This is a genomic window from Halomonas sp. G15, assembly GCF_021282295.1.
GTDB lineage: Bacteria > Pseudomonadota > Gammaproteobacteria > Pseudomonadales > Halomonadaceae > Halomonas > Halomonas alimentaria.
Map to the genome: position 1 here is coordinate 25,432 of NZ_JAJSPA010000005.1, position 24,634 is coordinate 50,065.

The 24,634-nt window shown below is 60.7% G+C and carries 26 protein-coding genes; 15 read left to right on the forward strand and 11 right to left on the reverse strand.

All coding sequences use genetic code 11. From position 1 onward, the window contains the following. Positions 1-11: 11 nt before the first annotated feature. From flgK to flgB, 10 genes are all read right to left on the reverse strand, one after another. Positions 12-1,916: a flagellar hook-associated protein FlgK gene (gene flgK, locus LWH48_RS04080; RefSeq protein ID WP_232911411.1), complete on the reverse strand. Its 1,905-nt coding sequence runs from the start codon at positions 1,914-1,916 to the stop codon at positions 12-14. Positions 1,917-1,978: 62 nt separating this feature from the next. Continuing rightward, positions 1,979-3,070 carry a flagellar assembly peptidoglycan hydrolase FlgJ gene (gene flgJ, locus LWH48_RS04085; RefSeq protein WP_232911413.1) on the reverse strand — a complete coding sequence of 364 codons (1,092 nt, stop codon included), beginning with the start codon at positions 3,068-3,070 and terminating at the stop codon, positions 1,979-1,981. Position 3,071: 1 nt separating this feature from the next. Further along, positions 3,072-4,154 carry a flagellar basal body P-ring protein FlgI gene (locus tag LWH48_RS04090; RefSeq protein WP_232911544.1) on the reverse strand — a complete coding sequence of 361 codons (1,083 nt, stop codon included), beginning with the start codon at positions 4,152-4,154 and terminating at the stop codon, positions 3,072-3,074. 61 nt (positions 4,155-4,215) lie between these two features. Then, positions 4,216-4,899 (reverse strand): flagellar basal body L-ring protein FlgH, encoded by a 684-nt coding sequence (locus tag LWH48_RS04095; protein WP_232911415.1) that lies wholly within the window; start codon positions 4,897-4,899, stop codon positions 4,216-4,218. A 23-nt stretch (positions 4,900-4,922) separates the two neighbouring features. After that, on the reverse strand, positions 4,923-5,705 hold the full coding sequence (gene flgG, locus LWH48_RS04100; RefSeq protein ID WP_232911416.1) for a flagellar basal-body rod protein FlgG: 783 nt from the start codon (positions 5,703-5,705) through the stop codon (positions 4,923-4,925). A gap of 35 nt (positions 5,706-5,740) precedes the next feature. Next, positions 5,741-6,502, reverse strand: a complete 762-nt coding sequence (gene flgF, locus LWH48_RS04105) for a flagellar basal-body rod protein FlgF (RefSeq protein WP_232911417.1) — start codon at positions 6,500-6,502, stop codon at positions 5,741-5,743. Between the two features lie 16 nt (positions 6,503-6,518). After that, positions 6,519-7,721, reverse strand: a complete 1,203-nt coding sequence (flgE, locus tag LWH48_RS04110) for a flagellar hook protein FlgE (protein ID WP_232911419.1) — start codon at positions 7,719-7,721, stop codon at positions 6,519-6,521. 41 nt (positions 7,722-7,762) lie between these two features. Then, positions 7,763-8,467: a flagellar hook assembly protein FlgD gene (locus LWH48_RS04115; RefSeq protein WP_232911421.1), complete on the reverse strand. Its 705-nt coding sequence runs from the start codon at positions 8,465-8,467 to the stop codon at positions 7,763-7,765. Between the two features lie 3 nt (positions 8,468-8,470). Further along, entirely contained in the window at positions 8,471-8,878 is a 408-nt protein-coding gene (gene flgC, locus LWH48_RS04120; RefSeq protein ID WP_232911423.1) for a flagellar basal body rod protein FlgC, read from the reverse strand. A 14-nt stretch (positions 8,879-8,892) separates the two neighbouring features. Continuing rightward, positions 8,893-9,300, reverse strand: coding sequence for a flagellar basal body rod protein FlgB (gene flgB, locus LWH48_RS04125; RefSeq protein WP_232911425.1), 408 nt, complete (start codon positions 9,298-9,300; stop codon positions 8,893-8,895). A gap of 218 nt (positions 9,301-9,518) precedes the next feature. On the opposite strand from flgB, the gene flgA reads away from it, so the two are divergent. The 3 genes from flgA to LWH48_RS04140 all read left to right on the forward strand — a co-directional run bounded on the left by flgA (position 9,519) and on the right by LWH48_RS04140 (position 11,006). Further along, positions 9,519-10,160 carry a flagellar basal body P-ring formation chaperone FlgA gene (flgA, locus tag LWH48_RS04130; protein ID WP_232911427.1) on the forward strand — a complete coding sequence of 214 codons (642 nt, stop codon included), beginning with the start codon at positions 9,519-9,521 and terminating at the stop codon, positions 10,158-10,160. A 103-nt stretch (positions 10,161-10,263) separates the two neighbouring features. Continuing rightward, positions 10,264-10,560 carry a flagellar biosynthesis anti-sigma factor FlgM gene (gene flgM, locus LWH48_RS04135; protein ID WP_232911429.1) on the forward strand — a complete coding sequence of 99 codons (297 nt, stop codon included), beginning with the start codon at positions 10,264-10,266 and terminating at the stop codon, positions 10,558-10,560. Then, the gene (locus LWH48_RS04140; RefSeq protein ID WP_332875611.1) at positions 10,557-11,006 is read left to right on the forward strand and encodes a flagella synthesis protein FlgN; all 450 of its coding nucleotides are present in this window, start codon (positions 10,557-10,559) and stop codon (positions 11,004-11,006) included. The genes flgM and LWH48_RS04140 overlap by 4 nt, the downstream gene beginning before the upstream one ends. Here the strand turns inward: LWH48_RS04140 and LWH48_RS04145 are convergent. Further along, positions 10,998-12,554, reverse strand: coding sequence for an EAL domain-containing protein (locus tag LWH48_RS04145; protein ID WP_232911432.1), 1,557 nt, complete (start codon positions 12,552-12,554; stop codon positions 10,998-11,000). The two genes, LWH48_RS04140 and LWH48_RS04145, sit on opposite strands and share 9 nt — an antisense overlap. Before the next feature lie 371 nt (positions 12,555-12,925). Here LWH48_RS04145 and LWH48_RS04150 point away from each other — a divergent pair, with 371 nt between their 5' ends. The 12 genes from LWH48_RS04150 (at position 12,926) to LWH48_RS04205 (ending at position 24,622) form a co-directional block, all read left to right on the forward strand. After that, entirely contained in the window at positions 12,926-14,608 is a 1,683-nt protein-coding gene (locus tag LWH48_RS04150; RefSeq protein WP_232911434.1) for an HD domain-containing phosphohydrolase, read from the forward strand. 188 nt (positions 14,609-14,796) lie between these two features. Next, complete coding sequence (gene fliS / locus LWH48_RS04155; protein WP_232911435.1) at positions 14,797-15,219, forward strand: flagellar export chaperone FliS; 423 nt, start codon at positions 14,797-14,799, stop codon at positions 15,217-15,219. A gap of 5 nt (positions 15,220-15,224) precedes the next feature. Beyond that, entirely contained in the window at positions 15,225-15,614 is a 390-nt protein-coding gene (locus LWH48_RS04160; protein ID WP_232911437.1) for a flagellar protein FliT, read from the forward strand. A 794-nt stretch (positions 15,615-16,408) separates the two neighbouring features. After that, on the forward strand, positions 16,409-16,837 hold the full coding sequence (gene fliK / locus LWH48_RS04165; RefSeq protein ID WP_232911439.1) for a flagellar hook-length control protein FliK: 429 nt from the start codon (positions 16,409-16,411) through the stop codon (positions 16,835-16,837). Continuing rightward, positions 16,824-17,120 (forward strand): EscU/YscU/HrcU family type III secretion system export apparatus switch protein, encoded by a 297-nt coding sequence (locus LWH48_RS04170; RefSeq protein WP_232911440.1) that lies wholly within the window; start codon positions 16,824-16,826, stop codon positions 17,118-17,120. The genes fliK and LWH48_RS04170 overlap by 14 nt, the downstream gene beginning before the upstream one ends. A 252-nt stretch (positions 17,121-17,372) precedes the next feature. Then, positions 17,373-17,705, forward strand: coding sequence for a flagellar transcriptional regulator FlhD (gene flhD / locus LWH48_RS04175; RefSeq protein WP_232911441.1), 333 nt, complete (start codon positions 17,373-17,375; stop codon positions 17,703-17,705). Further along, positions 17,698-18,282, forward strand: coding sequence for a flagellar transcriptional regulator FlhC (flhC, locus tag LWH48_RS04180; RefSeq protein WP_232911442.1), 585 nt, complete (start codon positions 17,698-17,700; stop codon positions 18,280-18,282). The genes flhD and flhC overlap by 8 nt, the downstream gene beginning before the upstream one ends. Positions 18,283-18,408: 126 nt before the next feature. Further along, a complete protein-coding gene (motA, locus tag LWH48_RS04185; protein WP_232911444.1) occupies positions 18,409-19,281 on the forward strand; it encodes a flagellar motor stator protein MotA in 873 nt (290 codons plus the stop codon). Continuing rightward, entirely contained in the window at positions 19,278-20,219 is a 942-nt protein-coding gene (gene motB, locus LWH48_RS04190) for a flagellar motor protein MotB (protein ID WP_232911445.1), read from the forward strand. Before motA ends, motB begins: the two co-directional genes overlap by 4 nt. A gap of 42 nt (positions 20,220-20,261) precedes the next feature. Beyond that, a complete protein-coding gene (gene cheA / locus LWH48_RS04195; protein ID WP_232911446.1) occupies positions 20,262-22,451 on the forward strand; it encodes a chemotaxis protein CheA in 2,190 nt (729 codons plus the stop codon). Continuing rightward, the gene (locus LWH48_RS04200) at positions 22,448-22,948 is read left to right on the forward strand and encodes a chemotaxis protein CheW (protein ID WP_232911447.1); all 501 of its coding nucleotides are present in this window, start codon (positions 22,448-22,450) and stop codon (positions 22,946-22,948) included. The genes cheA and LWH48_RS04200 overlap by 4 nt, the downstream gene beginning before the upstream one ends. Positions 22,949-22,966: 18 nt before the next feature. Beyond that, positions 22,967-24,622, forward strand: a complete 1,656-nt coding sequence (locus tag LWH48_RS04205) for a methyl-accepting chemotaxis protein (RefSeq protein WP_232911448.1) — start codon at positions 22,967-22,969, stop codon at positions 24,620-24,622. Positions 24,623-24,634 lie beyond the last annotated feature (12 nt).

Genomic DNA, 24,634 nt, shown 5'->3' on the forward strand with positions numbered 1-24,634 from the left:
CTCTCTCCAGATCAGTTACGCAGGCCGAGGATGGTGTCGAGGACGGTGGTGCCGGTATCGATGACGCGGGCGTTGGCCTGATAGAACTGCTGGTAGCGGATCAGGTTCGCCGCCTCCTCGTCCAGGTTGACACCGGACTCCGACTGCTGCACCGCTTCCAGCTGCCGCGTCAGCCCCTGCTGCGCATCGAGGTTGGCCTGGACGATATTGGTGCGGTTGCCTACGTCGCTGACCATGGCTCCGTAGGCACCGCTGAAGGAGGCACTGCCGCCCACCGTCAGCTTGTCCTGCAGGGCCTGCATCGCCAGGGCATTCTCGTTATTGCCGGTGCCGAAATCTCCACGGCTCAAGGTCAGGGTGGCTTCACCGGCATCCGGGAGCTCTTTCAGAGTGAAACTGACGCCATCGATCGTCAGGCGATCACCCGACTGAAGCTGCTCAGCTCCATCCAACGTACTGCCATCACGAGAGATGGTCGTTCCAGTCGACACACTAAAGCTGCCATCGGGTTGAACTGTAAGCTCATGAGATTGATTGGCAGCAAGAGCACCACTGGCGGCACGCACATTGCCGACAGCAAGCTCCCCGCCCTGCTCCACTAGAGAAGACGCGGCCAGCTTGTCCAGATCGTCGATGGCCGTTTGCATATTGGCGGCGGCACGGCGTACGGGCTGGACCTCGAAGCGATCCCCGTCCTGCGCATTCGCCAAGTTATCGAACTCGAGGGTAATACCACCAAAGCTCAAGGTGCTGGTACCGCTATCGAAGGAGGCATCCACGGCTTCACCAGTGCTCTTGCGGACCACCTCGAAATCACCATCACCTGGCGAATCAGCCGTTACTCGAATCTCGTAGTCGGCGGCTCGTAACTGATCCAGCTGAGCCTCATCAAAGCTGGCCGTTGCCGTGGCACCAGGATCGGCGTTGCCGTCATCGGAATACACCTGAGGCTCGCCGATGCGGAACAGGTCGCCGCCCTGAGCGCCATCGAGATCGGCACCCAGGGCATGCTGGGCATTGAGCCCGCTGGCAAGGGAAACCGCCAGTTGACCGATCTGGTTCTGGGTCTTGTCCAGCGTCTCGCTGCGGAAGTCCATCAGGCCGCCCAGGGTGCCGCCGGTCACGGTGTCCTCATCCAGCGCCACTATGTCACCGTTGGAGTCACGATAGCCCAACACGGTGCGCTGGGGATCATTCGGTGAGTCCATCGCCTCCAGGCGATAATGCTGGGTGCCGGCCACCAGCGGCTGACCGTTGGGCAGGCTGATGTTGTAGGTCTTGCCGTCCTGGATATTCAGCCGCACGTCCATGCGCTCGCTGAGCTCATGCACCATCTGGTCACGCTGGTTGAGCAGGCTGTTGGGCGCCTCGCCACTGCGCGCCCGGGCCAGGGCAATCTCGCGGTTGATATCGGCCAACTGTTCGGTGGAGTTGTTGATCTGGGTGACCTCGTCGGCGATCTGGCCGTTGATGCCTTCTTGCATATCCTGCAAGTAACCGTCGAATGAGCGGAACTGCGCCGTCAAGGTATCGGCTGCGCCCAAAACACCCTGGCGAGCGGCGGGATCCGAAGGCGCACTGGCCAGGTCCTCCATGGCAGAGAAGAAATTCTGCATCAACGGTGCCAGACCTGCATCTCGATCTGCCAACAGGCTGTCGATCTGCTCCACCTGCTGATTATACGACTCCAGCGCGCTGGACTTGCTGGTAGCGGCGTTGAGCTGTGAAGCCACGTACTGGTTGAACTGGCGCTGTATGTCGTTGACCTGCACACCGCCACCAGCACGGCCCTCGCCGAGCTGGGTTACCTCGCGGTTGTACCCCGGGGTATAGACGTTGCTGATGTTGTTGCTGGTACTGTTGAGGGCGCTCTGGGCGGCATTGAGGCCGCTGAGCCCAGTCGAGAAGATACTCATGAGGGGATTCCCTTGGCCATTACCCAGTTAATCGGCAGCGCGGCGACAATCTTGAGGCCGAATCATCGCAATGCTCCAAGGCCGATGGACCCTGCACTGGCCAGATTCAGTGACTGCTCGAGGGGACGCATGCTGTTCATGACTGCAATCAGCTTGTCGGCGTAGGCTGGATCGGTAGCGTAGCCACCCTTCTGCAGGGCATGCGCCGCCTCGGCCGGGCTTCCGGCCGTGGTCACCGCCTGGTAACGGGGATTGTTCCCGATCAGGTTGGCATAGTCGATGAAGGCCTCCTCGAAGGAACCGTAGACCCTAAAGTCATCACGAATTTTCTGACGACGCCCGTCATAAACCTCGTGGGTGACGATCTCGGTGGTATCTCCCTGCCAGCTACTACCGGCCTTGATACCGAAGAGGTTGTGGCTGTTGCCGCCATCACGTGTGGAGATCTCGTGGCGCCCCCATCCAGTCTCGAGCGCCGCCTGGGCCAAGATCAGCTCGGCCGGTACCCCGGTGGCTCGACTGGCAGCCTGGGCGGGGGCCTCGAGGCGACTCAGGAAAGTACGCACATGATCGGGCAGATCGTGGCGCTCTCGAGACGCCGGGACCGCATCCGCTCGCTGAATGGCTTCCTCAGCTGTAGAAGAGGGTGTCAGGCTGCTCGTCATCGGCCGTGCGTCAAGCTCGGCCATGAAGCCCTTGGCATCGCTCTGTTCAGATGACGCGGAATCCTCAGCAGGCAAGGCTTCGGTATCCGGCTGGATCGCATCACGTAGGGGCTTGGGTGTTCCACGCGGAATCCCGGCAATCAGGTCGTTTTCAGCTTGAGATGCTTGCTGCGGCACCAGGCCACGGTTCTCCAGTTCACTCACCAGCTTGTCGGCGAGGCCGATACCGCGACTCGCCATGGTCTGAGACCACTGCTGGTCGAGCATCGACTGAAAGAGCTCGCTCTGCTTGTTGTCGAGCAGGCCGGTAGTCGGCACTGCATCGCGCATGCTCTTGACCATCATCTGTATGAACAGGGCCTCGAACTGCTTCGCCGCCGCCTCGGCACCACCTGCAGGGTCCTGACGGGCGCTATGCTTGAGCCGCTGCAGGCCCTGCATCTCCAAAGCAAACTGGCCTTCCATTCCATGACCGCTACTCAGCGCCATATCAGATGATCTCCAATTCCGCGCGCAGTGAGCCCGAGGCCTTCAGCGCCTCGAGAATCGACATCAGGTCGGCCGGAGTTGCCCCCAGTGTATTCAGCGCATCTACCAGCTCCGTCAGGTCGGCGCCCTCCACCACCTTCAACGTGCCGGGTTGCTGCTCGATGCTCACCTCGGTGTCCTGGACTACCACGGTCTGGCCGCCACCGAAGGGGTTGGGCTGGCTTACTCCCACATCGGTGTCGATGGTGATGGCGAGATTCCCATGGGCCACGGCGGCCTGGCGCAGGGTGACACGACCATTCATCGCGATAGCACCGGTTCGAGAGTTGAGTACGACCTTGGCTGCCGCTTCGGTCGGCGTGACCCGCAACTGCTCGATGCGCGCCATGAAGTTGACCCGAGCGTTGTTATCTTGAGGACCATCGAGAGCGATCACACGGCCGTTCTGTGCTGCAGCCACCGGGCGGCCGAATTCCTGGTTGATGGCTGACACCACCCGCTGGGCTGTGCCGAAGTCTGCTCGGTTCAGCTCGAGCTCCAGAAGCCCACCACGAGCGCCTAGATCCAGGGGCACTTCCCTCTCAACCATGGCGCCACCCGTGATGCGACCACCAGCCTGCTGATTGATCTGCACGCTGCTGCCACCGCCCTGGGCACTGGCACCACTGACGAGCAAGTTGCCTTGGGCGATGGCGTAAGTGGCGCCATCCGCCCCCTTCAGTGGCGTCATCAGCAGAGTACCGCCACGCAGACTACGGGCATTGCCCACAGAGGAGACATTGACGTCCAGCCGCTGACCGGGACGAGAGAACGGCGGCAAATCCGTCGTGACCATCACCGCTGCCACGTTACGCAGCTGCATGTTGGTCCCCTCGGGTATTGTCACGCCCAGTTCATTGAGCATGTTGGTCAGGCTCTGCCCAGTAAACGGTGCTTGTGTCGTCTGGTCACCGGTGTTGTCCAGCCCGACAACCAGGCCATAGCCCACCAGAGCGTTGTCTCGAACGCCGGCAAAACTCGCCAATTCACGGATCTGTTCGGCACGCGCCGGGGTAGCTGCAAGTAACAGCACCAAAAAGACCATCGAAGTGATGAAAAACCAGTTGAGTCGCACCTGCGGAGATGGCTTCACTATCGAACTCCTGCTAGAAGGGCGAGACGTTGAGGAAGAATCGCTGCAGCCAGCCCATATGCTGTGCCTCGCTGATATATCCGTCGCCTACGTACTCGATACGGGCATCGGCCACCTGGGTCGACATCACGGCGCCCTGGCCGGTGATGGTGCGTGGGTCGACGACCCCCGAGAAGCGGATAAACTCGGTGCCCTGGTTGATGGCGATCTGCTTCTCGCCACGCACACGCAGGTAGCCATTATTGAGCACTTCCAGCACAGAGACGGTAATGGTGCCGGTAAACGAGTTGTTGGCCTCGGAGCCGCCACCGCCGCTGAAGTCACTGTTGCCCTCGACGTCGAAGCCGTACTCTGAGAGTGTTTCAAGTGCGTCAGGGAGCTGGGCCAGGTCGAGGCTTGATGAGCCGTTACGATCGGCATTGGACTGGCTGTTCTTGCTGGCACTGACCTCCTCGTCCAGCACGATGGTCAAGATATCGCCGACCATGGTCGGACGCCGATCCTCGAACAGCGGGCGGTAACCGCGCTCAGCTTGATAGATGGAGCCGTTGGCCCGCGGCGGCTGCGGCTGAGGGATCTCGATACGCTCCTGCTCGCCGACCACCGAGGCGCGCGGAATCTGGGCGCAGCCGCCCATCAGCAGCATCAGCGCTGCCACCAGCAAAAGGCTCGGTGTGCCCAAGCGCCCGGTCGTCATGCAGTCTCTCCCGCCATCATCGCTTACAGCTGGCTCAGGCGCGCCAGCATCTCGTCGCTGGTCTGCACTGCCTTACTGTTAATTTCGTAGGCACGCTGGGTCTGGATCATGCTCACCATCTCCTCCACCACGTTGACATTGGAGGTCTCGACGTAGCCCTGGAAGAGGCGGCCCGCGCCGTTCATGCCGGGCATATTCTCATTGCGGGGCCCTGAAGACGCAGTCTCCATGTAGAGGTTGCCGCCGACACTCTCGAGACCAGTGGGATTGACGAAGGTGGAGAGGGTAATCTGCCCCACCTCGTTGGGCTGGCTGGTGCCCGGCTCGGTCACGCTGACCACGCCATCCTCGCCGATGGAGATCGACAGGGCGTTATCGGGGATGATGATCGCCGGCTCAAGGGGGTAGCCGTTGGCAGTCACCATCTGACCGTTCTCGTTGAGCTGAAAGCTGCCATCACGGGTATAGGCGGTGCTGCCATCGGGCATCAGCACCTGGAAGAAGCCCTGGCCGTTGATCGCAAGGTCACGGGAGTTCTCGGTGTTCTCAAGCCCGCCCTGGGTGTGCAGTCGCTCGGTGGCCACGGGGCGCACGCCAGTACCCACCTGCATGCCGGAAGGCAGACGATCCTGAATGTTGTTCTGGGCGCCCGGCTGACGCATGTTCTGGTAGAGCAGGTCCTCGAACACTGCACGGGAGCGCTTGAAGCCGTTGGTGCTGACGTTCGCCAGGTTGTTGGAGATGACGTCCAGGTTGACCTGCTGTGATTCCAGGCCGGTCTTGGCTGTCCATAGTGACTTGATCATGTCGTATTCCTAGCTAATGAGCGTGTGGCGCTTACCTAGCCCTGTATCGATAGCAGGCTGTTGGCGCGCTGGGCGTTCTCGTCTGCGGTGCTGATGCCCTTCATCTGCATCTCGTAGCGGCGCGCCACGTCGATCATCGACACCATTGCCTCGACGGCACTGACATTGCTGCCCTCCAGAGCACCACTGACCAGGGAGACCTCCTCATCCAGCGGTAGCACCGCGGGGGCTTCTCCCTCGGGGCCTGGTGCCGAACGGAAGAGGCCATCATCGCCGCGCAGCAGGCCCTGCTCGGGTGCCGAGACCAGCTTGAGCCGGTCGACAGGCACCAGGGCATCGGGATCCTCTCCGGCGCCGATGGTGCTGATGGTACCGTCCGCGCCGATGGAGACCTGGGCACCCAGCGGGATCTGGATCGGACCGCCCTCGCCCATCACCGGACGGCCGTTGGCGGTCATCAGGATGCCGTCACCATCGACCTGCAAGTCGCCGCGGCGGCTATAGGCCTCGCCATCCGCCGCCTGTACGGTCAACCATCCGTTACCTTCCACCGCGACATCCAACGCTCGGCCAGTGCGGTTGATAGGCCCACTGGTGAAGTCCGACCCAGGCGTGGAGGCGGCTACAGATACGCGCGTGTCCAGCGGACCATCGCCCTGCACTGGCACCGCGCGCATGGCGTGGAGCTGGGCGCGAAAGCCGGTGGTGCTGACGTTGGACAGGTTGTTGCTGACCACCGCCTGCTGCTCCATGCTCTGGCGCGCGCCGCTCATGGCGGTATAAAGGATGCGATCCATGGCTCAGTCTCCGCTCTTACCGCAGGTTGATAGCGGTTTGCAGGACTTCGTCCTGGGTTTTGATGGTCTGGGAGTTGGCCTGGTAAGCACGCTGGGTAACGATCATGTCCACCAGTTCGCGGGCCATGTCCACGTTAGAGGCCTCAATGGCACCAGACTCGATGCTGCCCAGCAGGCCGGTACCAGGCGCGCCAACCAGTTCCTGACCGGAGGCCTGGGTCGCCGACCAGGCGTTATCGCCCTCCGGACGCAGGCCTTCGGGGTTACGGAAGTTGGCCATGGCGATCTGGCCCACTGCTCGAGACTGCTCGTTGGAGAAGTTGCTCATGATGGTGCCATCAGCTTCGATGCTGATGCCTACGAAGGCACCAGAGGTATAACCGTCCTGCTGCAAGTCGGTAGTACGTGAGGTGTTCCCAAACTGGGTAAAATCAGAAAAATCAATCTGCATATTTAAATCAGCAGCACCATTATCAAGGTCGGCTGCTGTCAAACTTGCTACAAATGGGTCAGCGGTCGCACTATCAAACTGCCCATCGCTTTCGAAGTTTAGCGTGACTTCACCTGCTTTCTTGCCACCTACACTAACCGTAGCATCCCATTGGTTCGAATCAGCTCTCTGAAAGTACACTGTTGTAACTTGGGGGTTACCCAAAGAGTCATAAGCAGTAAAATTACTTGAAAAATGATAGGGAACAGGACCTGTACCTAACGTTGCTTCATTTAAATCATCATCAGTAACTCGAGAATCGAGATTAGCAACTAAACTAACGTTCTCTGTCGCTTTAGCGCCAAGCTCCGCTGTACCGATCTGCAGGATCTCAGGCTGCCCCCCTGCCAGAACCACACCAGCATCATTGGCATCAAACCCCATGATCCGCGCACCCTGGGCGTTCTGCAGATAGCCATCGGCGGTCATGGAGAGCTGGCCATTGCGAGAGTAGACCACCTGGTCGTTCTGACTGAAGCGGAAGAAGCCCTCGCCGCTGATGCCGAGATCCAGGTTGCGGCCGGTGCTCTCCAGGTTACCCTCGCCGAAGTCCTGCAGCACCGTCGACATGCGCGTGCCAAGGCCAATCTTGGAATTGGCGAAGACGTCGGCGAACTGGGCGCTGGAGCTCTTGAAGCCCACGGTCTGGGAGTTGGCGATGTTGTTTCCCTGGACGTCCAGGCTGGAGGCGGCGGCATTCAGACCGCTGAGCGCTTGTGAAAAACCCATGGTGATGTTCCCTCTGCGTATTCGTAACCGGTGGTTGTTCGTTAGAGAATCTGCTTGATGGCGGAGAGGCCGACCTGCCCCTGCACGGCGCCCAGGTCAAGGGCGAAGCCGCCCTGCTCGCCGTTGGGCGTCACCGCGTTGACCATGGCGTAGTTCAGGGCATCGACGGAGAGCTCCTTGCCGCCCTGGGTCGCCTCGAGGCGGATGCGGTAGGCACCGTCAGGAGCGTAGCTGCCCTGGTCGGTCTCGCCATCCCACTGGAAGGATGAGACCCCGGCATCCACTGAGCCGATGTCATAGCGCCGCACCACCTGGCCCGCGCCGTCGGTGATGGTGACCTTGACGTTCTCCGCCGGCTCGCTGAGCTCCATGCCGAACGGCGTGGCGTTCACATTGCCCTCGCCGTCACGCCCCACCAGTACCCGGTCACCCGGCACCAGCACGCCCTGACCGATCAGACCGGCGGCTTCCAGGGCACGCCCGGCGTCGATCTGGCTGCCGATCCCATTCAGCGTCTCGTTGAGATCCTCGATGCCGTTGAGCGTGTTGATCTGCGCCAGCTGCGAGACCATCTCGCTGTTGTTCATCGGTTTCAGCGGATCCTGGTTCTTCAGCTGGGCGACCATCATGGTCATGAAGTTGTCGTTCAGCGCCTGGGAATCGTTGGCGCGCGAACTGGACGTCCCGCGGCTGGCGCCGACCCCGTTGATGCCGTTGAGCACGCTGTTATCGATGGTGGCCGCCATGGCTTAGCCCTCCCCCAGCGTCAGCGTCTTGAGCATCAGCTGCTTGTTGGTGTTCATCACCTCGACATTGGCCTGGTAGGAGCGCGAGGCGGAGATCATGTTGACCATCTCCCCTACCGGATCGACGTTGGGCATGGTGACGTAGCCCTCCTCGTCGGCCAGGGGGTGCTCGGGGCGATACTCCAGGCGCATGGGCGAAGGGTCCTCCACCACCTCACGCACACCGACGCCGCCAATGCCTTCCTGGGACTGGGCGCGGGTCTCGAACATCACCTGGCGGGCGCGGTAGGCCTCACCGTCGGGGCCGGCCACGCTATCAGCGTTGGCCAGGTTGCTGGCGGTCACGTTCATGCGTTGCGACTGGGCACTCATGGCCGAGCCGGAAATCTCGAAGATGGAGAACATCGACATGCACTCGCTCCTGGTTATTCGGGCTGCATGGCCTTCTTGAGGCCCTGAATGCGACTGTTGAGGATGGTCAGCGCGGACTGGTAACGCACCGAGTTGTCGGCGAACTGGGCCCGCTCCACGTCCATGTCCACGGTGTTGCCGTCGAGGCTCGGCTGAGCCGGGACGCGATAGAGCAGGTCACGTGAGCCAAGCGCCGAGCCGCTGCCCTCGAGGTGCCGCGAGGAGGTACGCGACAGCGACAGACCGTCCTGCCCGGTGCGGGACACGGCCTGTTTGAGGGCACTAGCGAAATCCATGTCACGCGCCTTGTAGCCGGGGGTGTCGGCATTGGCGATATTGCTGGACAGCACCTTCTGGCGCTCCTGGCGTAGCCCCAGCGCCTGCTGGTGCAAGTTCAATGATGCTTCGAGTCGGTCGATCATCCCCGCACTCTCCAAAAAGGGGTTTCGTCGATGCTGAAGAGTAGTGCGCAAGCCGTCACCCCAAAGGCAAGAACAGCCGACTTCGATACGCCTATTTCACGCGATGCCTATCCTGCCTGAGGTCTAGAATCAACCAGCGAAACTACTTCCACCCACTACCCGGCGGTGTCCACATGCCCGGTCCTCTCTGGAAACGATTCCTCTGGTTTCTTCTATTCATGGCACTGGCTCTGCCCTCGGCGGCCAACGAGCGCCTGATGCTGGAACGGGTACAGGCTCTACTTTACGAACGCGCCAGCACCTTGGGTGAGGAGGTGGTTATCGAGGTTTCACCACCCAGCGCGCGGCTGGGCGAGTGTGAGAACCCCACCCCGTTCCTGCCCAACCCAGAAGCCGAGTTGCGCAGCCGTGTCTCCGTGGGCGTGCGATGCGGAGAAGATGCACGCCAGGTGCGATACCTGCAGGCCAGCGTCGAGGTGGTCGGCCGCTATGTCGAGGTGGCCAAACGCGTTGAGCGGGGCCAGCCTCTGCGCGAAAGCGACCTGACACTGGCGCGCGGCAACCTGGGGCGACTGCCAGGCGGCACCGTTATGGCGCTCGAGGACGCCATCGGCCAGCATGCTACCCGCCCTCTTGCCCCGGGACAGACACTCCAAGAGCACCATGTACAGTCGCCACGCCTGGTCTATCGCAGGGATAGCGTGCAAGTGGAAGCCGCTGGCACCGGCTTTCGAGTACAGCGCGAGGGCGAGGCCATTGATGAAGGCGGCATGGGCGACAGCGTTCGGGTGAGACTTCCCGACCGCCTCATACTCGAAGGAAGAGTCGTGGGCCCAGGCCGAGTCAGCGTGGACTTCTGAAACCACGACCGCCACACTTGAGAAGACGATCGCCATCTGGGCTAAAGTTCTCGCCCGGATGGCCGATAGCCTGTGTAACGCATTGCTCACGAGGCTAACCACCGTGAAAATAGACAACCAGCACCCCAACCTGACCCGCCCGACGCAGGTCGAGTCGCGCCAGGAGACCCAGAAAGTCCAGGGTCTTCAGGGGGGCAAGCAGCAGGACGCGGGCCCCGCCAGCATGACGCACCTGAGTCAGGCGGCTGCCGACACCAGCCAGGACATCGATAGCGCCCGCGTCGAGGAAATTCGTGAAGCCATTCGTGAAGGCAAGCTGGATATTCGCGCAGAACGCATCGCCGATGGCCTGATCGCCAGCGTCCAGGATCTCCTCAACCAGGAAGGCAGAAGCAAGTGAGCCTGTCACGACTCATAGAGACTCAAGCCTACCGACTGGAGGCGCTTACCCGCTTGCTCACCCAAGAGCAGGAGCTGCTGCTTGCCGGCAAGGTGGAAGGAACGGCACTTGAGCAGCTGGCTGCTGACAAGCAGGCCCTGCTGGAGTCGCTGGAAGCCACTGAGAAAAGCCGCCTGTCCGTGCAACGCCGACTTGGCTACACCGCCGATGCCGAGGGCTCGCGTCAAGCCGCAGAGGATGCTGGCTGCCTGGAAGAGTGGCAGACAATGCTGGAACTGGCGCAGCAAACTGCACGCCAGAACCAGCGTAATGGTCGCCTTATCACCGTTCGCACCCAACACAACCGCCAGATGCTTGACTACCTGCAGAGCATTGTAGAAGCCCGCCCCTATACCGCGAAGGGCCGCCAGCGCGGCGGAGAGGGACAACTCAACGCTTCAGCCTGAGGAACGAGCTTTCAGCCAGTCAGCCAGGACCTCCACGGCCATCGGCTCGGCAATGAGATACCCCTGAACCCGGGACACCCCATAGCGATCAACCACCTCTTGCTGAGCAAGGTCTTCAACGCCAACGGCCGTCATCTCGATATTCAGAGCACCCAAGGCAGCGACCAGCGCTGCGAGAACCGCGTCAGACTGAGGAGCTCCCAGAGAGGCCACCAATCCCCTCCCCACCTTACCTCCGGAGATCGGCAGTTGCGCCAGTTTGGGCAACGCCAACACGTCACCGCAGAGATTATCGGCCACCAGCCGCACCCCAGCGCGAGCTAACCTTCGCAACATGAGGGCATGGGACGCATCCAGCCCGGCAAGCACCTCACCATCGAACTCCAGCACTAACCCCGCGAGATCTTCTTTCATATCGCGCAAGAAGCGATCCAGCGTACACCCATCAAAAAGCGCCTGCGACAGCAGAGAAACATCGACATTCACCGACAGCTCAAGCCTCGCCAGTGCACAGCCCTTCGCTGCACAGAGCTGCCGCTGGCTGACCACCTGCTGAAGCACCCAGCGATTGAGGCGAACCATCTGCCCCATATCCCGGACCTCAGGAAGAAACTCACCGGGAAGCAGCCACCCTCGCCGGGGGTGACGCCAGCGCACCAGGCACTCCACGCCGGTGCAACGCGCCTCTTCCAGGCTCCACTGAGGCTGATAGACCAGACCAAAATGACGACCAGGCTCCATCAGGGCCAACTGCAGCTCTGCACGGAATGCAGATCTGTCAGCCAATTGGCGCTTCAGCGCACGGTCAAGGAAGGCATAGCCATTTGGCCCGGCATGTCGCTGTGCCTGCTCAGCCCCGGCCAACAGAGAAGCTGGCGAGTCACCATCATCGGGGTAGAACACAATCCCGATCGACAAGCTCATCAACAGCGGCGGGGAATCCACCGACAAGGGGGCATCCATCGCCTCCAGACACCTCAGCGCCGCGGTCTGCAGGCTCTCAGGCGCTACCGGGTGCTCAACCAGCACCCCCCAGCGATAACGTCCCAGATACGCAATGCTGTCTTCTACCCTGAGCGTGTTCGCCAGGCGACGACTGACCTGTTGCAACAACTGATGAACCAACGCCTCGCCGTGCTCACGCAACACCCGGCTAGCACGATCGAGGCGAATCAACATCACCGCCACCCCTTGCTCAAGGCGGTGGGCACGATCCATGGCATGCTGGAGCCGATCCTCGAATATCCAGGTACTGGGAAGCCCAGTGACAGGATCGGCAAAAGGCGGCACCCGAGCACCTCCTCCCGCCCGTAGATCGATGAAAGAAAGCATCCGCGCGCCTGCCAGCTCATCGCCTACAGGGCAGGTTTCCGCCATCAGGAAAGGCCTGGGAGCCTGGCTCCCAGCTGCACTGAGCCACACACGGTGCCAGGGCCCCTCCATCTCGAGGTCGCGACCATGCGAGAGCCAACTGGTCAGCGTCACAATATCGCCAAACCGGACACCATCAGCTAACGCCTCCTGCTGCCCCAGAAGCCGCCAGAACATTGGATTCGCCCAAAGAATACGACTGTCCACATCAAGCAGGACATGGGCAACGGGCTCTGCCTCACCCACTGCTCTGGCCAGAGCCACCGGATGAAGGGCAACACCTTGAGCGCCAGGCTTGCCTGATGGTCCACGTGGTTCATATACCATATCGCTGCCCCGGCACATTGATATGTGCGTTCTTCACTTGAGTTTAGGCGCTCTCGCGCCAGCCGGAGGCAAAGAATTAGCCGTTCGCCATATTCAACGCTTTATCGACCGAACCAGCCTTGACTTGAGTCTGCTGTCGCACAGATATCACAACACTAAAGACTTTGTTAACACGGCCGATAACCTAGCGAGATCAATACGATGACCAGCACGAGGCAAGGATGTCGCAAACCGATGATGGCTATACCCGGATCGAGCGCCCCAACGAGGTAGAATCGCTGCTGGATGCGCTAATGGAGCCGGGCGGCGCCTCCCTGCAGCTGCTGGACGCTGGTGGTAAGCCGGATCCAGTGCTTCTGATAGACCAGATACCCGGTGAATCCCTGACCCTGGACATCAGCGCCTTCCGTGAACTCGCCATCACGCTTCGCCAGGAACATCCATTTCGGATTCTGGGGCAAGTCCAGGGCAAGATGCTTCGAACCCCAGCCATTACCGCTCAGTCCTGTAGGGAGGAAGACGGCCGCCTGCTGTGCGTCAGTGACTATCCACTGCACCTGGAAGAGCTGCAGCGGCGCTCTTCGTTTAGAGCACGCCTACGCCTGGGAATGGAAGTCGGTGGAATACTGCGTGATGACCATGGCCACTCTGCCCAGGGCGATCTCAAGGACCTTTCACTGGAAGGCTGTCAGCTCGAATTGCCACTGACCGCAGGCGGGATGCTGGCAGAGGCCGGCCAGCCACTCGAGGTGGAGCTCTGCTTTCCCGATGGCACGCGGTTTCTGGCACGTGCCGAATCACGCCACCAGAAAGTCGACACCGAGCGTCAGAGCCTGCAAGTCGGCTTCCAGTTCAAGGGGGGGAGCCCGGACCAGGAGCGCCAGCTCTGGCATCTGGTACGAGAGATCGAGCGAGAAGCCGCCCGTTATGACGAGGGAGGGGAGGCATCCCGGCTGCCGTCGCTACTGTTCCAAGCCAGCACCACTGCCCCTCCTGGCATCGGGCGGCGCAACACTCAGGCGTACGCCACGCCAATGGCCAAGCGGCTAGCTCGTATCGCCGGCTACCTGGACGCTCAGATGCTGGAACTTCAGCAAGGCGGCATTATCGACTCGGTACAACTCTCTCGCCACGCTGACCGACTCCTTCAGCTTCACGACGAAGACCGCAGCGCTCTCCTGTTCGCTACACGCTGTCTCCCATACGAGCCACGGCTGGTACGCCACTCTCTGGCTGTCGCCGTGCAATTGCTGAACCTGGCAGGTCTTGATGGAATACCCCGGGACCTCTGCAAGGCCATGATTGCCTGCGCCATGATCCACGACCTCGGCAAGGCGCTACTCCCTGTCGAACTGCTCGAAGCCGAAGCGCTCGATTCTGACCAGTACGCGCGCCTGCAGCAGCATGTGCCTCTGCTGCTAGAGCGCACGACACACTGCCACTGGTTATCGCGCGGAGTGCTCGCCTCGGTCGTCGAAAACATCAATGAACGCCTTGACGGCAGCGGCTACCCGCGCAACCTGCAGAGCAACGAGCTTCATGAACTGGCGCGAGCCGCGGCAGTTGTCGATGTCATAGAGGCCATGCGACGTGACCGACCGGATCGCCCCGCCCACCGGATCGACGAGATCTATCGCCACCTCCTGTCCCAGCCGGACAGCTTCGACCAGCGGTGGGTCAAACGCTACATCAAGCGCTTCGGCCTATACCCCGTTGGCTCGCTAGTGATGTTCGCGTCAGGCGATATGGGCTGGGTACAGGGGCTCGACAGCCAAGGGCGCCCCGACCGTATTCAGTTGACCCAGAAGACCGAGCCGCCCGGTCAAGCCCTTGGCGAGGTCATGCAGGGGGACGTATCGAGACACCTGGGGAAGATCGTCCACGAGATTCCCGTTTCCACTTAAAATCTGCTGTGGGTAACGGCCGCGTTAAAGTCCGACCGCTCGATGCCGATAGACCGAAATAATGACGTAGCTTGATGTTGTTCGATCCACTGCACTTGGCAACATCTGGCACACTTCGCCCAAATTGGCCACATCACGATATTCGCCCTGGCCCCTTGCGGCCATAACCGAACAGGAGCGACAACACCATGTCAGCTATGCGAGGAGCCGCCGCGTACGGGCGCGGTGCTAGTGCCTACGCACGAGTCGGCGTCGAGAGTGGCGTCATGTCTGCCAGCCCCCACCAGCTGATCGTCATGCTGTTCGATGGCGCCATCGCCGCGATCCGCACGGCCCGCATCCATCTTGAGGCTGGCAATACTGCCGAGAAAGGCAAGGCGATCTCCAAGGCTATGGATATCATCAATAACGGCCTGTTAGCCGCCTTGGATGCCGAAAAAGGCGGTGAGATCGCCGAGCGACTGGCATCTCTTTACGACTACACAACGCGCCTGCTGCTGGCAGCCAATCTGCGTAACGATGTCGAGAGCCTCAACCAAGCGGAAGCAATCCTCGAAGATATTGCCAGCGCCTGGAAAGAGATCGGCGGACCTACTGCTGCTCAAGGCTGAACTCAATGACCTCCAACGACTTTTCGTCCAAGGATGTGGTGGCCGGTTACGAGACCCTGCTGCAACAAACTCGCCGCATGCTGGAGGCTACCAGCCAGCAGGAATGGGAGACTCTGGTCTCCTACGAAGCGGACTACGTACTACAGACTGAGCAGCTTAAACGGTTGGACGCAACGGTGCCGCTCACGGAGGCACATCAACGGCGCAAGGCAGAATTGATCGAGCAGATCCTCGAGAACAACCTTCACGTGCGGGATCGCCTGATGGCGAGGCGAGACGAGCTGGGGGAGCTAATCGACACGTCTCGCCGTCAACGAAACCTCAGCCGCGCCTACGGTGTCAAACTGGGTAAACACACTTCTAGCCTGTCGCCGGACAATAAGAGCCTGACGTGAGCGGAATCACACCGCTGCTGGACACACTCCTCCATCAGGTACTAGGGAAGCGCGTCGACACCCCGCCTCCCCAGGACCTGAACCAGCCGGTCAAGCCAACCTCCCCGGCTGATGCTCCGCGCGCCCTGCACAGCGACTCAAGGCTGGATGCTCGCACCGGCAGTACACAAACTCAGAACACTACCCGTACCGCGACGAACGTCACGGATAGTTCGACGCCGCATCCCCGTCAAGGGGGTGCGCCGCCGGCCTCGTCCCAGACGCACTTGAGTAGCGCCGGCCGCACCATCGCTGACCTGCTGATGCGCTTCCCTGCACCACCCTCAATCCTGACGACGAAAACTCCACTGGTGCCAGCAGGCCAGGCACCCGACCCTACTCATGTGGCCTCGCGGCTGGAAGGCAGTGTTCGTGACAGTGGCTTGTTTTATGAGTCCCACCTGAACCGTTGGTACAAGGGCGAGCTACCACGGCAACAGCTGGAGCGAGAGCCTCAGATGTGGCGTGTGCTTCGCTTCTCGCCCGCCATGTCACCTGGCGCTGGCGGCCTGCAGGAGCAGAGACTTCTGCTGCCGCCCGATGCTCGCACACATAACTCGGGTGCCGCTCATCAGCCTATTCGTTCATCCTCTTCACACACCGCCACGACACCCGCCCCTCCGACACCTTCTTTTACCAATGCTCCTGCTTTGGTTACAGCCACGCCCTCTCCTGGCACTCAGGCAGCAGAAACTGTACAAACACCTAGTGGGACTGGCAGCGAGCCTCTGACGCTGCGACAGGCGCCCGCTGCCTTGCCGGACCCCGTTCACGAGAGCCTGCAGGGGATCGTCCGCCACCAGCTTGAAATGCTCGTGACTCCGGCGCTTCGCTTGGAAGGTGATGTCTGGAGCGGCTTGTTTATGGCATTGCTGATTCAGCCACCCGACGGGCAGCAGGAATCGAGGGAAGGAGCGCAGGATGAATCAGCAGGAGAGGATTCGCAGCGGACCTGGCGTTCCGACATCGACCTCGATGTCCAAGGTGCCGGACGCATCAAGGCCTCGGTATGGATGCAGGCCGCACAGCTCGAGATTGATATGCAGATCGCCGATGGCGACACCCTGGAACGCCTGCGGGAAGGGCTCGCCCCTCTCAAGGCCCGCCTGAGTGGCCATGGCTTTGAGGATGTAGGCGTTACACTGTCTCGTCTGACGACGGAGCCTCGCGATGACGTCTCATGATCCCAACCAACATCGCCGCCAGGCGGTAGCTCTGGCCTACCAGGGCAGCGACGATGCCCCACGCGTCATCGCCCAGGGTTATGGGGAGCTGGCGGAACGCATCATTGCCGAGGCAAGGCGGCAGGGCATCCATGTCCACGACGCCCCGGAGTTGGTGGGACTGTTGATGCAACTCGACCTGGACGACCAGATCCCGCCACGCCTTTATCAAGTCATCGCTGAGCTCCTGGTGTGGGTATACGAGCGCGCACCCAACGATGCGGATGTGCCACCTCGCCAGTAGTGTAAAGAATTGTAATTGTCTAATTATGATTAGCGACTCCCTGCGACACATTAAACGTTTGATTCCTTTCGCCTTTTGATCGTCATCACCACTCCCCCCTGCCCTTCAACCATCCTCTTACCTCTTTAGGTAGATTGCATCGCCACGATTGGCGATGACAATGGCTCGCACGACATGCCGCTAGCTCGACCCGCGGCACTAAAAAATCATCCGGCCGCTGGACGGCTAGAATCAATATGTCGACAGGGAATCATGACTACCAACTCACTCTGCGAAGAGATTCAGGAGCTAAACCTAGCCTACCTTCTGCTCGCCCAGCGCCTGCTAGGTGCAGATCGCGATGAAGCCATATTTCGCCTGAAGCTCAATGACGAGATTGCCGACCTGATTGAAGGGCTAAACGCCCGACAACTCACTCGCCTGTCTCGCACCAACCAGCTGCTTTGCCACTTCAGCCTGGACAGTTCCGAAAAATTGCGGCAGGTAACTGAAAACCCGCGTGAGCAGGGCCTTGGTTCGCTGCATGCGTCACTGCTGATGGCTGCAACGAAAAATGCAGACCTGTCAGGTGAGAGCCATGTCTGACAAGAGCCTTCTGAAAGAGTTGAAGCAGGTGCAACTGGCGATCGACCTGATCGAGCTCGGCGCGAGACTGCAGGTACTGGAGACAGAGACCGACCTGAGTCGAGCGCGCCTGGTGAGGCTGTTCAAGGAGATTCGCGGAATGTCCCCTCCCAAGGGGATGCTGCCCTTCTCTACCGATTGGTTCATCACCTGGATGCCCAACATCCACTCGTCGCTGTTCTACAACATTTACAGCCGCCTCAGAGAGGACCAGGGCTGCGAGCGCATGACCGCCTTCATCAAGGCCTACCGCCTCTATTCAGAGCAGATCGACAGCGACAACGCCGAGGCCGTACTCGGGTTGACTCGTGCCTGGACGCTGATTCGCTTCTTCGAGAGCGACCTGCTGCAGCTTTCTACCTGCACTCGCTGCTCAGGACATTTTGTGGCGCACGCCCACAGCCCCACGCACGATTACGTATGCGGCATCTGCCAGCCTCCTTCCCGAGCCGGCAAAACACGGCGTCGGCGCGAATCCGACATGCACGAGGCCGATGGCAGGCAGCTGGAAACAGTACGGCCACGACGTCTCGCCTGAACCCGATACGCCCCGAGAGCCAACCTCCCGGGGCGTTTCTTTTCGCCCCCTCCCTCAAGTCTGCCACCGCCTCGCCGATAACTGGGAAAGAACTTCAACCCACGATTCGGTTAAGGGATAGCGGCTGTGCTGATACCCATCGGTTACCTTGTGGTACTGCTTTCCGTATTCGGAGGCTTCGCGCTGGCGGGCGGTCATCTCGGACCGCTTTTTCAGCCAACGGAGTTCCTGATGATCGGCGGCGCCGGTATCGGCGCCTTTATCGCTGCCAACAATGGCAAGGCTATCAAGGCCACCTTTCGCATTTTCGGCCGTCTGCGCCGCTCCAAGCGCTACGACAAGTCCTTGTACATGGAGCTGATGGCGGTTCAGTACAAGATGCTGGTCAAGATCCGTCGCGACGGAATGCTGGGCATCGAGCGCGACATTGATAACCCACAGGACAGCGCCCTGTTCAACGAACACCCACGGATCCTGGACGATCCCACCATCATGGCCTTTCTTACCGACTACCTGCGCTTGATGGTCAGCGGGACCATGGAGCCCATGGAAATCGATGAACTGATGCTCCATGAGATCGAAGCCTTCGAGCAGGAAGCACATATCCCTGTCGACGCTATCGCCAAGGTGGGCGACGCCATGCCGGCCTTTGGCATCGTCGCCGCCGTGATGGGCGTGGTGAAGGCGCTGAGCGCGGCCGATGCGGCTCCCGACCAGATGGGCCAGATGATTGCACACGCTCTGGTTGGCACCTTCCTGGGCATCCTCGCCGGCTACGGCTTCGTCAACCCGCTGGCAAGCCGAGTGGAGCGTCAGGCAAAAGAAGTCGAGAAGGTGCTTCAGTGCATGCGGGTCACGTTGATGGCCAGCCTTCACGGTTATGCACCGCAGCTTGCAGTGGAGTTCGGTCGCAAGGCACTACACAGTGAAGAGCGCCCCGGTTTCACCGAACTGGAAGAGTATGTGCGCAACCCCAAAGCGAGTGAAGGGGGCGCATGAGCAACGACCGTCGCCCCATCATCATCCGCCGTAAGAAAGTAGTACATCAGCACCACGGCGGCAGCTGGAAGATTGCCCTGGCAGACTTCATGACCGCACTGATGGCGCTCTTCCTGGTGATGTGGATCCTGTCACAGTCAACACCAAACGAGCGCGAGGCCGTGGGCGAGTACTTCCGCACTCCCCTAGTTACGGCGATCACTGGTGGCGACGGCCAGGCCCAGAGCGAAAATGTCATTCCTGGCGGCGGCCCGGATCCCACACATGCGGAGGGGGAGAGAGCGCGTATTGATCTCAGGCAGCAGACCCGGCCCAGCGACGCTCAGCGGCGCGCATTTCGCGACCTCCAGCAGCGCATCGAGACAGCCATCAACGCCGACCCTGACCTTCGCCAGCTGCGGCAGCAACTGCGGTTCGAGATGACACCCGAGGGATTGCGCATTCAGCTTCTGGATACCGACCAACGTCCCATGTTCGACCTCGGCAGCAACCAGATTGCCCCCTACATGCGCGATCTGCTGCAAACCATCGCACCGCTGCTTAATGAGCTCGAAAACGATCTCAGCATCAGTGGCCATACCGACAACCTCGCATACCTGACGGGTTATCGCGGTTACAGCAACTGGGAGCTCTCCAGTGACCGCGCCAATGCCTCACGGCGCGAACTGGTCGCCGGCGGATTGGATCCGAACAAGCTGCTGCGTGTCTCCGGCTTCGCAGACAGGGTGACGATGCCGGAAACCGATGCCAGCGACCCGATCAATCGTCGCATTGAGCTACTGGTGCTTTTCGATGAAGTCGCTCAGCGAATTCGTCGACCGGGCACTCTCAACGGAGCAGGAGCGCCATCGCCACTTGGCCGACGCATGCCACAGGTGGATACGGCTCCCGTGGAACGCTTTACCGAGAGCCTTCGGGGGGCCCTCGGCACGGACTAAGGCCCGCACTGGGCATCACATTTTCAGGGCAGGGGTAAGCGCATGGATATCACTGATTTCTATGACACATTTTTCGAGGAGGCGGAAGAGCTTCTCGCCGACATGGAGCGTCACCTCCTCGAACTGGATATCGACGAACCAGATGCCGAACAGCTCAATGCCATTTTCCGCGCGGCCCACTCCATCAAAGGCGGCGCTGGCACCTTCGGCTTCGATGTCCTGCAGAAAACCACCCACCTGTTCGAGAACCTGCTCGACCATGCCCGCCGCGGTGAGATGACGCTGCGCCGAGACATCATCGACACCTTCCTGGAAACCAAGGATATGCTGCACGACCAGCTCGACGCCTACCGCAACGACGAGGAGCCAAATCAGGAGGCCTTCGCCCGCATCTGTCAGACCCTCCAGCAACTCGCTCTGGAGGAGATCGGCAAGGGGCTCGAGGGTGCCGAGGACGTGCCAGCACCAAGTCGTGCATCGGAGCCCCCCCCGGATAACACCACACAGCCAGACACTGGGGGGAGCAACACCCCCACTGAAAGCGCGGCAAAGGCAGACGGTGAGCAGCGGCTGGTAGTGGCGCTTCTCGATGTCAGTGACAAGGACCGTGCGTTACTGGTCGAAGAGATGGAGCAGCTAGGGGAGATACAGGCCCAGGATGGCAACCAGCAGTGCTATGAGGTCACCTTGATCACGGCAGTGAGCCGTGACGATATCGAAGCGGTAATGTGCTTCATCACCGAACCCGAGCAGGTGCACATTCGCGTCGATGAGAGCGAGGAAGCTATTGTTCCGCCCTCCACGCCGGCATCAGGCGGCGATGTCGCTGAAACATCCGATCCTGATAGCAGCATGCCCGGCGAGTCCGCCAAACCACCCTCCCAGGCCGCTACCACAACGGCCAGGTCCGATGGCGGAAATACCACGGCGGATGCATCCAAGGTCGGCAAGCCCAGTTCCAGCGAGCCCAAGCCGAAAAAGGCCAAGGCAAGCGAATCCAGCTCAATCCGTGTGTCGGTGGATAAGGTCGACCAGATCATCAACCTTGTCGGTGAACTGATCATCACCCAGTCGATGCTCGACCAGACCGTCAGCGAGATGGACGGCATGAGTAACTCCAGCCTGCTCAACGGTATGAGCCTGTTACAGCGCAATGCCCGTGACCTGCAAGAAGCCGTCATGTCAGTGCGCATGATTCCCATGGACTTCGTTTTCAGCCGCTTCCCCCGTGTGGTACGTGAGACCTCGAGCAAGCTTGGCAAGGAGATTGAGCTGGTTACCGAAGGCGAGTCCACCGAACTGGACAAGAGCCTAACCGAGCGCATCATCGATCCCCTGACCCACCTTGTCCGGAACAGCCTCGACCACGGCATCGAGCTACCAGAAGTGCGCGAGGCCAACGGCAAGCCGCGTTCGGGCAAGTTGACACTGTCTGCCCGACATCAAGGCGGCAACATCATCATCGAGGTGAGTGACGACGGCGCCGGCCTCGACCGTGACAAGCTCCTGGCCAAGGCTCAGGAAAGCGGCTTGCCTGTATCGGAAAGCATGAGTGACGACGAGGTATGGCAGCTGATCTTTGCGCCAGGCTTCTCCACTGCCAAGGAAGTTACCGACGTATCCGGCCGCGGCGTGGGCATGGATGTAGTCAAGCGCAATATCCAGGGCATGGGCGGACAGGTCCAGATCATGTCGGCCAGAGGCAAGGGCACCACCATCCGTATCGTGCTCCCACTGACGCTTGCCATCCTCGACGGCATGTCGATCAAGGTCGGCAACGAGGTATTTATTCTGCCGCTCTCCACCGTCCTCGAATCACTGCAGCCCTCCAGAGACAACCTCTACCCCATGGCTGGTGACGACGTGGTGCTCAAGGTGCGCGACGAATACCTACCTGTCGTCGCCGTGCACGAAGCGCTGGACGTGGCCAATGCCAAGACCGAGCTCAATGACACCATCGCCGTCATCGTTCAGGGTGAGGGGCGTCGTTATGCCCTGCTGGTGGATGACCTGGTCGGACAGCAACAAGTGGTAGTCAAGAACCTCGAGACCAACTACCGCAAGGTGCCAGGCGTCTCCGCCGCCACCATCCTGGGCGACGGCAGCGTTGCCCTGATCCTCGACATCGCGGACCTGCACCGTCTTAACCGCGCCAAGAAAGAGGCGCGGCATCAGCAACGTCCTCATCACGACCTGGAGCGTCGTCTCCAAACCGAAGGAGAAGTCTCATGAGCAGTCTCACCAACCCCAGCCTCGATGCGGCCACTCTGGAAGCTCAGAGCCGCGAGTTTCTGGTGTTCTCGCTCGGCGAGGAAGAATACGCCATCGATATCCTCAAGGTGCAGGAGATACGCGGTTACGAGAACGTCACTCGCATCGCCAACGCGCCGGACTTCATCAAGGGGGTCACCAACCTACGGGGGGTGATCGTGCCCATCGTCGACCTGCGCATCAAGTTCCATCTCGACAAGGTCGAGTATGGCGGTCAGACAGTGGTGATCGTGGTCAATGTCGCCGACCGCGTCGTTGGCATCGTGGTCGACGGTGTCTCCGACGTCATGACCCTGACTCCAGAGCAGATCAAGCCGGCCCCAGAGTTTGGCGTGACCCTCTCTTCAGACTTCCTCAGCGGGCTGGGTAGCCTGGAGGACCGGATGCTGGTGCTGGTGGATATCGACAAGCTTCTGACCAGTGACGAAATGGCCCTCGTGGAACAAGCCAGCGAGTAAGGCGGGGATGGAACAAGCATGCGACAACTGACAACGACAAAGAAACTGTGGGGATCGCTGGGCATCATCTGGATCGGCATGATTTGCCTCATGGCCTGGGGCGCCTGGGAGAACCGCCAGACAATGCTTGAAGAGCGGCGGAACGCGCTGGGTGACTATGTCGACATGGCATTGAACGTTGTCCGCGACCACGCCCGGCAAGCCGAATCCGGCGACTTATCGCTGGAGGAGGCCCGGACTCGCGCCGCCAGCGCAGTCCGCGAGATGACCTATGACGAGGGCCGCGGCTATGTCTACATCTTCAACGGCGATTATGAGCTACTCGCCCACCCTCGCCTGCCCGTCGGCACCTCCGTCCGTGATTTCCAGAACGAAGAAGGCCGCTACCTGTTTCGTGAGTTCGTCGAGGACGTGAACAGCGACGATGGTGTCGTCGATTACCTCTGGGCACACGCCTCAGAAGAGGATGCCCTGGCAGAAAAGTCGTCGCTCAACACAGTGTTCGAACCCTGGGGCTGGTATGTCGGCACTGGGGTGTATATCAATGATATCGATGCCGCCTTCGTTGATCGCCTGACCCGCAGCTTGCTGGCTCTCCTTGGAGTGGGTATCCCTCTGACGCTACTGATGGGCCTCGTCATCCGTAGCGTTACCCGCCGCCTGGGTGGCGACCCCGCCTATGCGGCCGAAGTGGTTAGTCACATTGCTCAAGGTAACCTCGACCGGCCTGTCAGACTCCGCAAGGGAGACCAGGCGAGCCTGCTGTTCGACATCGAGCTCATGCGAAGCAATCTGGAGAATACCATTGGGCATATCCACCGCAGCACCGATGAGGTCAATGGCGTAGTCGAGGAGATCAGCGCTGGCAACGACGAGCTGGCCACCCGCACCGAGCAACAAGCCGCATCCCTGGCCGAGACTGCCTCGAGCATGGAGCAGCTCACCGCCACCGTACGTCAGAATGCCGACCATGCAGGCAAGGCCAGTACATTGGCGCACGAAACTGCCGACAACGCGGAACGCGGTCACGACGCCATGGACCGGGTCGCCGCTTCGATGAGCGAGATCAATGATAGTGCGACTCAGATGTCGACCATCATCGACACCATCGACGCCATTGCCTTCCAGACCAACATCCTGGCGCTCAATGCTTCGGTGGAGGCCGCTCGAGCCGGAGAGCATGGCCGAGGGTTTGCCGTGGTCGCGGAGGAAGTGCGCAAGCTGGCCAGTCGTAGCTCCGAGGCCGCCGGCGAGATCAAGACACTTATCGACGGTTCGGACGCCAAGGTGACCGAAGGCACCCGCCTCGTGCAGGAGAGCGGAGAGATCATTACCGGCATTGTGCGCGATATCCAACAGCTGACCACCTTGATCGGCGAGATCTCGGCTGCCTCAGAGGAGCAAACCCACGGTATCGAGCAGGTTAACCTGGCAGTGACCCAGATGGACCAGATGACCCAGCAAAACTCTGGGCTGGTGGAGGAGCACTCTCAGGCATCGCAGCGACTGAGCATACAGACCCAGCACCTACGTGATCAGGTAGCTCACTTTCACCTGAGTGCGCGTCAGGCCCGGTCCGAGCGGGATGACCAAACACCTCCGGCCCATGGTGCCCAGGTATCCAGCACCGCTGAACACAGGGTCACACCGCGCGAATCCGCCACCACCACCTGACCGCTCAGGGAC

Coding starts and splice junctions, on each gene's coding strand:
- LWH48_RS04150 (WP_232911434.1), top strand. CDS start 12,926: ATGTCGCAAACCGATGATGGCTATACCCGGATCGAGCGCCCCAACGAG.
- LWH48_RS04205 (WP_232911448.1), top strand. CDS start 22,967: ATGCGACAACTGACAACGACAAAGAAACTGTGGGGATCGCTGGGCATC.
- flhD (WP_232911441.1), top strand. CDS start 17,373: ATGACTACCAACTCACTCTGCGAAGAGATTCAGGAGCTAAACCTAGCC.
- LWH48_RS04090 (WP_232911544.1), bottom strand. CDS start 4,154: ATGGTCTTTTTGGTGCTGTTACTTGCAGCTACCCCGGCGCGTGCCGAA.
- flhC (WP_232911442.1), top strand. CDS start 17,698: ATGTCTGACAAGAGCCTTCTGAAAGAGTTGAAGCAGGTGCAACTGGCG.
- flgF (WP_232911417.1), bottom strand. CDS start 6,502: ATGGATCGCATCCTTTATACCGCCATGAGCGGCGCGCGCCAGAGCATG.
- flgB (WP_232911425.1), bottom strand. CDS start 9,300: ATGATCGACCGACTCGAAGCATCATTGAACTTGCACCAGCAGGCGCTG.
- LWH48_RS04200 (WP_232911447.1), top strand. CDS start 22,448: ATGAGCAGTCTCACCAACCCCAGCCTCGATGCGGCCACTCTGGAAGCT.
- cheA (WP_232911446.1), top strand. CDS start 20,262: ATGGATATCACTGATTTCTATGACACATTTTTCGAGGAGGCGGAAGAG.
- fliS (WP_232911435.1), top strand. CDS start 14,797: ATGTCAGCTATGCGAGGAGCCGCCGCGTACGGGCGCGGTGCTAGTGCC.
- motB (WP_232911445.1), top strand. CDS start 19,278: ATGAGCAACGACCGTCGCCCCATCATCATCCGCCGTAAGAAAGTAGTA.
- flgA (WP_232911427.1), top strand. CDS start 9,519: ATGGCACTGGCTCTGCCCTCGGCGGCCAACGAGCGCCTGATGCTGGAA.
- flgG (WP_232911416.1), bottom strand. CDS start 5,705: ATGATCAAGTCACTATGGACAGCCAAGACCGGCCTGGAATCACAGCAG.
- LWH48_RS04170 (WP_232911440.1), top strand. CDS start 16,824: ATGACGTCTCATGATCCCAACCAACATCGCCGCCAGGCGGTAGCTCTG.
- LWH48_RS04095 (WP_232911415.1), bottom strand. CDS start 4,899: ATGACGACCGGGCGCTTGGGCACACCGAGCCTTTTGCTGGTGGCAGCG.
- LWH48_RS04160 (WP_232911437.1), top strand. CDS start 15,225: ATGACCTCCAACGACTTTTCGTCCAAGGATGTGGTGGCCGGTTACGAG.
- flgE (WP_232911419.1), bottom strand. CDS start 7,721: ATGGGTTTTTCACAAGCGCTCAGCGGTCTGAATGCCGCCGCCTCCAGC.
- flgJ (WP_232911413.1), bottom strand. CDS start 3,070: ATGGCGCTGAGTAGCGGTCATGGAATGGAAGGCCAGTTTGCTTTGGAG.
- flgC (WP_232911423.1), bottom strand. CDS start 8,878: ATGTCGATGTTCTCCATCTTCGAGATTTCCGGCTCGGCCATGAGTGCC.
- flgK (WP_232911411.1), bottom strand. CDS start 1,916: ATGAGTATCTTCTCGACTGGGCTCAGCGGCCTCAATGCCGCCCAGAGC.
- LWH48_RS04115 (WP_232911421.1), bottom strand. CDS start 8,467: ATGGCGGCCACCATCGATAACAGCGTGCTCAACGGCATCAACGGGGTC.
- LWH48_RS04145 (WP_232911432.1), bottom strand. CDS start 12,554: ATGTTCTGGCGGCTTCTGGGGCAGCAGGAGGCGTTAGCTGATGGTGTC.